This window comes from Gluconobacter sp. P1D12_c (assembly GCF_018812105.1).
Classification (GTDB): domain Bacteria; phylum Pseudomonadota; class Alphaproteobacteria; order Acetobacterales; family Acetobacteraceae; genus Gluconobacter; species Gluconobacter oxydans_A.
The window spans coordinates 1-419 of sequence record NZ_JACSIQ010000571.1 but is presented as its reverse complement, the minus strand read 5'-3'; the positions used below and the strand labels follow the sequence as shown (position 1 = coordinate 419).

Below are 419 nucleotides of genomic sequence, written 5' to 3'. Positions count from 1 at the left end.
GTTGACAAAAGGTCTATACACTCATCCTGAGATCTGATTCACTGGTTGCTTCAACGCAGACGGTACGGTGGAGCGGGCATGGCACGAGGTGATCTGACGGATCAGGAATGGGCGATAATTGGTCCGCTTCTGCCGCCTGAGCGCGGACGTTGGGCTCGACCAGCTGGAGACAACCGCCTGTTTCTCAATGGTATGCTGCATGTTCTGCGCACAGGCTGTCCGTGGCGGGACATGCATGAGCGCTACGGCAAATGGAACTCGGTCTATGTCCGGTTCCGGCGTTGGGCTGAGCAGGGGGTGTGGGATGCTCTGCTGCAAACCCTGATAGACCTCGACCTGACCGATAACTGGCAGCATATGGTCGACAGTACCGTAGTCCGTGCCCATTCACAGGCTACGGGCGCAAAAGGGGGGCTCAT

The 419-nt window shown here is 57.8% G+C and carries 1 protein-coding gene; it reads left to right on the top strand.

Annotated features, from left to right (window positions below; all coding sequences use genetic code 11):
- Window positions 1–78: 78 nt before the first annotated feature.
- Window positions 79–419 (top strand): IS5 family transposase (locus tag KP705_RS18195; protein ID WP_215765313.1); only part of this gene is annotated, 341 nt, incomplete at its 3' end.